The organism is Tychonema sp. LEGE 06208 (assembly GCF_015207505.1).
Classification (GTDB): Bacteria; Cyanobacteriota; Cyanobacteriia; order Cyanobacteriales; family Microcoleaceae; genus Microcoleus.
In genome coordinates, this window is record NZ_JADEWT010000228.1 from 1 (window position 1) to 1206 (window position 1206).

The 1206-nt window shown below is 43.4% G+C and carries 1 protein-coding gene; it reads right to left on the minus strand.

Features of this window, described 5'->3' with window-relative positions:
• Positions 1-5: 5 nt before the first annotated feature.
• Positions 6-1206: RNA-guided endonuclease InsQ/TnpB family protein (locus tag IQ263_RS28050; protein ID WP_194071290.1), on the minus strand; the 1201-nt coding region annotated here is incomplete at its 5' end.

Consider the following 1206-nt stretch of genomic DNA (forward strand, 5'->3'; position numbering starts at 1 on the left):
GTGAATTACCCACCGTCAAGCGGAGTACCGCTATGACGGGGGCTTCCAGATTCACAAGGAACCGCGTCCGACAAGACCGAAATCTTGCCACCACGACTTACATTCCCTCCACTGGCAGTAGCACTAATTCCTAATGCCAAAAACCGCAAGGCTTCATCTCTAATATTTTTTGCCGCATTCACGTCGCGATCATTTCTTGATTTACAACTAGGGCAATCCCAATGACGAACATCCAATGACATTTCAGATACTTTGTGCAGACAATTATTGCAAGTTTTGGAGCTAGGGAAGAATCGGTCAACCTCAACATAGATTTTGCCCTCTTTTTCAGCTTTATACTTGAGCATTGTTCCGAACATCCCCCACCCAGCATCGCTAATTGATTTAGCTATACAGTGATTGCGTACCATGCCTTTGACGTTTAAATTTTCTACGGCGATGACTTGGTTTTCGTTTACTATCTTGCGGGATAGTTTGTGTAGAAAATCTTCGCGAACACGCTTGATTCTTGAGTGGACTTTAGCCACTAATCTTCTAGCCTTGTGTCTAGTATTGCTCCCTTTTTGCTGACGACTGAGTTTCTGTTGTTTCCTTTTGAGGTTACGGCTGTGTCTTTTGAGATGCTGAGGATTGACATATTTACTGCCATCACTGGTTACACAGAAGTCAATCAAGCCTACATCTAAACCAATTGCCTTGCCTTTTTGTGTAGTCTCTACACTCGGAATACCATCATCAACCAAGATAGAAGCAAAATACTTCCCATCTGGGTTCTTAGATACGGTAACAGTCTTGACTGTGCCATCAAAAGTGCGATGTATTTTGCAATTCACTTCACCAATGATAGGTAGCTTGATAGACTTTTCACCTACCTTGACATTCTGAGGATAGCTGACGGATTGCCGTCCATGCTTTGATTTGAAGCTAGGAAAACCAGCTTTTTTCTCAAAGAAATTCTGGTATGCAACAGACAGATTTAGGGCAACAACCTGTAGAGATTGCGAGTAAGCACCTTTCTTCAGCCAAGGATATTCGCTCTTGAGCTGAGGTAGTAAACCTTGGATTGCGCCCCGACTCAGCCCTTTACCGGTAGCCTTGTATGTTTCCTGACAAAGATTTAGGCTGTAATTCCAGAACCATCTCGAACAGCCAAATGCACCAGCAAAATATTGCTGCTGTTCGGTTGTTGGATATAATCGGAACTTG